Source organism: Nitrobacter sp. 62-13, from assembly GCF_001896955.1.
In the GTDB taxonomy this organism is placed as follows: Bacteria; Pseudomonadota; Alphaproteobacteria; order Rhizobiales; family Xanthobacteraceae; genus Nitrobacter.
This window is the reverse complement of sequence record NZ_MKRN01000049.1, coordinates 1-3,698: the sequence shown is the minus strand read 5'-3', so window position 1 is coordinate 3,698 and position 3,698 is coordinate 1. Positions and strand designations below refer to the sequence as shown.

The following is a 3,698-nucleotide window of genomic DNA, read 5'->3' as shown; positions in this document are numbered from 1 at the left end:
TTGTCGTGGTTGACGCCGTAGACCACGGTCATGTCGGCGTTCTCGGCCGGAGCCGACACCAGCACGCGCTTGGCGCCGGCGGTGAGGTGCGCGGCCGCCTTGTCGCGCGCGGTGAAGAAGCCGGTGCACTCCATCGCGATGTCGATGCCGAGTTCCTTCCACGGCAGCTTGGCGGGATCGCGTTCGGCGGTCACCTTGATCTTGTTCTTGCCGATCACGATGCTGTCGCCTTCGACCTTCACCTCATACGGGAAGCGGCCATGCACGGAGTCGAAGCGCAAGAGATGCGCGTTGGTTTCGACCGGGCCGAGATCGTTGATGGCGACGATCTCCAGATCGTCGCGTTTGGCTTCGTAGATGGCGCGCAAAACGTTGCGGCCGATGCGGCCAAAGCCGTTGATTGCGACCCGGACTGCCATGTCTTTTTTCTCCTTCAAATAGGGCATTGTCTCCGCGCAACCGCAAGTTTAGCTCCGCGCGCGAGCGTCGACGCCTGTGTCACCCGGTTCTGCCGGGTGGCGACCATTGGTGATATCTAGCGGCCCGATTTTAGCATTCGCATCCCGCCTTGAGCGAGAGAATCTGCGAGCGTCAAAATCAAAGAACCACCAGCAAAATAAGCTGTCAGCGGAAATCCGGATCTGACAGTCGCGTCTCGAACCTGCGGGAGGTCGATCCGCTCATGCCAAATCCACATTCCGCGCGTTTTAGCTAGCGCCTTTTTGATTTTGAGGCAATCTCAACCTCAACGAAGGTGCTTCTCCGCAGCGCCGACCACGGCCTCGGCGGTGATGCCGAAATGTTTGTAGAGGTCCTTGGCGGGAGCGCTGTGACCGAAGCCGTGCATGCCGACGAAGAGGCCGTCGGCCCCGATCACGGCGTCCCAGCCGAAGCGAACGGCCGCTTCCACGGCGATCTTGACCGGCGCCCTGCCGATAAGGGCCTGCCGGCGTTCCTCGGGCTGTTCGAGCAGCAGTTCCAGCGAGGGCACGGAGACCACCCGCGACGCGATGCCGCGCCCGGCGAGCTGTTGCTGCGCCGCGACGGCGATCTCGACTTCCGATCCGGAGGCGAAGATCGACACCTTCGCCTCGCCGTTGGCTGCGACCAGCTCATAAGCGCCATGCGCGCAGCGATTGTCGGCATGCGCGGTTTTGCGCACCGGCGTGAGGTTCTGCCGCGACAGCGCCAGGACCGTCGGTCCGTGCTTGCGCTCCAGCGCAAGCTGCCAGCACTCGGCGGTCTCGACTGCGTCGGCGGGCCGGAACACGCGCATGTTCGGCATCGCGCGCAAGGATGCCAGATGCTCCACCGGCTGATGGGTGGGGCCGTCCTCGCCAAGCCCGATGGAGTCGTGGGTCATGATGTAGACCACCGGGATGCTGGCCAGCGCGGACACGCGCATCGCCGGGCGGGCGTAGTCGGCGAAGCACATGAAGGTGCCGCCGGCCGGCGCGAAGCCGCCATGCAGCGCAATGCCGTTCATGGCCGCGGCCATGCCCAGCTCGCGGATGCCGTAATGGATGTAGCGGCCGTCATCATGACCGGGCTCGACGTCCTTCATCCCCTTGGTGCGGGTATTGTTGGACGGCGTGAGGTCGGCGGAGCCGAGCAGCAGTTCCGGCATCGCCGGCACCAGCACCTCGAGCGCGATTTCACTGGCCTTGCGGGTGGCGACCGTCGGCGGTTCGGCGACCAGCTTGTCCTTGAGCTTGCGCACCACCTCGTCGAGGTTTTGCGGCGGCTTGCGGTCGACGGCGCGGCGCGTGAACTCGCTGCGCTCGGCATCGGACTTCGCCGCGAACCGCGCGCGCCATTCCTTGTTGTGCCGCTTGCCCTTGCGCCCGGCGCTGCGCCAGGCCTTGAGGACGTCGTCGGGAATCTCGAACGGGCCGTAATCCCAGCCGAGCGCCTTCTTCGCGCCCGCGAGCTCTTCCGCCCCGAGCGCTTCGCCGTGCGCCTTGGAGGTGCCGGCCCGGGTGGGAGCGCCGAAGCCGATGATGGTCTTGCAGGCGATCAGCGACGGCTTGTCGGATTTCTGCGCCCGGCGGATCGCGGCTGTGATCGCCTTGGGGTCGTGGCCGTCGATTCGCCTTGCGTCCCAGCCGCAGGCCTTGAAACGCGCCACCTGATCGACGTCGTCGGTCAGCGAGATCGGGCCGTCGATGGTGATGCCGTTGTCGTCGTACAGGAAAATCAGCTTGTTGAGCTTGAGATGGCCGGCCAGCGCAATCGCCTCGTGGCTGATGCCCTCCATCAGGTCGCCGTCGGAGCACAGCACGTAGGTGTAGTGATCGACGACGTCGCGGCCGAACTGGGCGGCCAGCAGGCGTTCGGCGAGCGCGAAGCCGACCGAGGTGGCGACGCCCTGGCCCAGCGGGCCGGTGGTGGTCTCGACGCCCTCGGTGATGAAGTTCTCCGGATGGCCCGGCGTCTTGGAGTTGAGCTGCCGGAAATTCTTGATCTGGTCGAGCGTCATCTCCTTGTAGCCGGTCAGGTACAACAGCGCGTAGAGCAGCATCGAGCCGTGGCCGGCGGAGAGGATGAAGCGGTCGCGGTCCGGCCAGTGCGGATCGGTCGCGTCGTATTTCAGGAATTTGGTGAACAGCACCGTGGCGATGTCGGCCGTGCCCATGGGGAGGCCGGGATGGCCCGATTTTGCTTTTTCTACGGCGTCCATCGCGAGCGCGCGGATTGCATTCGCCATACGGGAGGAGTCGACGGTCGGCATGTGGGATATCCGGTCCAGACTAGATGAGGAGGGCTAAACGGTTCGCATTTGAATTCGATGCAGCCCGGCGAGCCGGACTGGCGTGCCGGGGGCATAGCACCTGCGTCGGCGGAGTCCAAGTGCGGGAGCCCCCCCTCACAGGGAGAATGTTTTGCGGTGCATAGCTGCGCTGCGGCGTTGCGCTGGCCTCGTCCGCCACGTAAATTTCAGCCCCTAAGGGCTTGCCGAGCCGTGGCTTTGTAATCCGGCCTGCAGCCGGCCAAAAGGCGCGCAGAGCGAATATGAACGATCGACCAGCCAACCGTTCCGCCGGCGCCGAACCGTCCAGTCCTGGCGCGGTCGAAATCGATGCCGCGACCCGGCGGCTGACCGCCGCGCTCGATGCACTGGAAAGAGCGGTGGAGCGGCGGCGCGAGGCGGATCGCAACGAGAACGAGCTGGCCAGCCGCATCCAGGCCCTGGGCGCCGACCGCTCGCGGCTCGCGGACGAGCTTGACGGCTCGCTCGTACGCACGCGCAAGCTCGAACGCGCAAATCGCGAGATCGCCGAAAAGCTCGACGCGGCGATCGACACCATCAAGTCCGTGCTCGAAGCGGCGGGAGAGACGGGAGAGAAGTCGTGAGCCACGTCAACGTCACCATCAACGGCCGCCAGTACCGGATGGCCTGCGAGGATGGCCAGGAAGAGCGGCTGCAGGCACTTGCACGCGATCTGGAAGGCCGGATCGGCGAGTTGCGCGGCAAGTTCGGCGAAATCGGCGATCAGCGGCTCGAGGTGATGGCGGCTCTCACGGCCTCCGACGAGCTGCTGGATGCGCACCAGCGCATACGTACGCTGGAGGACGAACTCAGCGCATTGGGAGACGTGCGCGCTGCGGCCGCGGAGCGCGCGCGCGCCACGCAAACGGCCGTGGCTGCCGCGCTGAACATGGCGGCGCAGCGGATCGAGAAGACCACGCAGGTCCTG

Annotated in this window: 4 protein-coding genes; 2 read left to right on the top strand and 2 right to left on the bottom strand. The window is 65.7% G+C overall.

Annotated elements, in window-relative coordinates; genetic code table 11:
• Together BGN91_RS05310 and tkt are read right to left on the bottom strand one after the other, a co-directional pair.
• Positions 1-419, bottom strand: a 419-nt coding sequence (locus BGN91_RS05310) for a glyceraldehyde 3-phosphate dehydrogenase NAD-binding domain-containing protein (protein ID WP_292611176.1), incomplete at its 3' end; no start/stop codon positions are given.
• Between the two features lie 326 nt (positions 420-745).
• Entirely contained in the window at positions 746-2,731 is a 1,986-nt protein-coding gene (tkt, locus tag BGN91_RS05305; RefSeq protein WP_292611175.1) for a transketolase, read from the bottom strand.
• A gap of 281 nt (positions 2,732-3,012) precedes the next feature.
• Here tkt and BGN91_RS05300 point away from each other — a divergent pair, with 281 nt between their 5' ends.
• On the top strand, positions 3,013-3,354 hold the full coding sequence (locus BGN91_RS05300; protein ID WP_292611174.1) for a DUF4164 domain-containing protein: 342 nt from the start codon (positions 3,013-3,015) through the stop codon (positions 3,352-3,354).
• Positions 3,351-3,698 (top strand): cell division protein ZapA (locus BGN91_RS05295; protein WP_292611173.1); only part of this gene is annotated, 348 nt, incomplete at its 3' end. The genes BGN91_RS05300 and BGN91_RS05295, both read left to right, overlap by 4 nt.

Excerpts from the sequence above, each read along its gene's own strand:
- tkt (WP_292611175.1), bottom strand. The coding sequence starts at position 2,731 with ATGCCGACCGTCGACTCCTCCCGTATGGCGAATGCAATCCGCGCGCTC.
- BGN91_RS05300 (WP_292611174.1), top strand. The coding sequence starts at position 3,013 with ATGAACGATCGACCAGCCAACCGTTCCGCCGGCGCCGAACCGTCCAGT.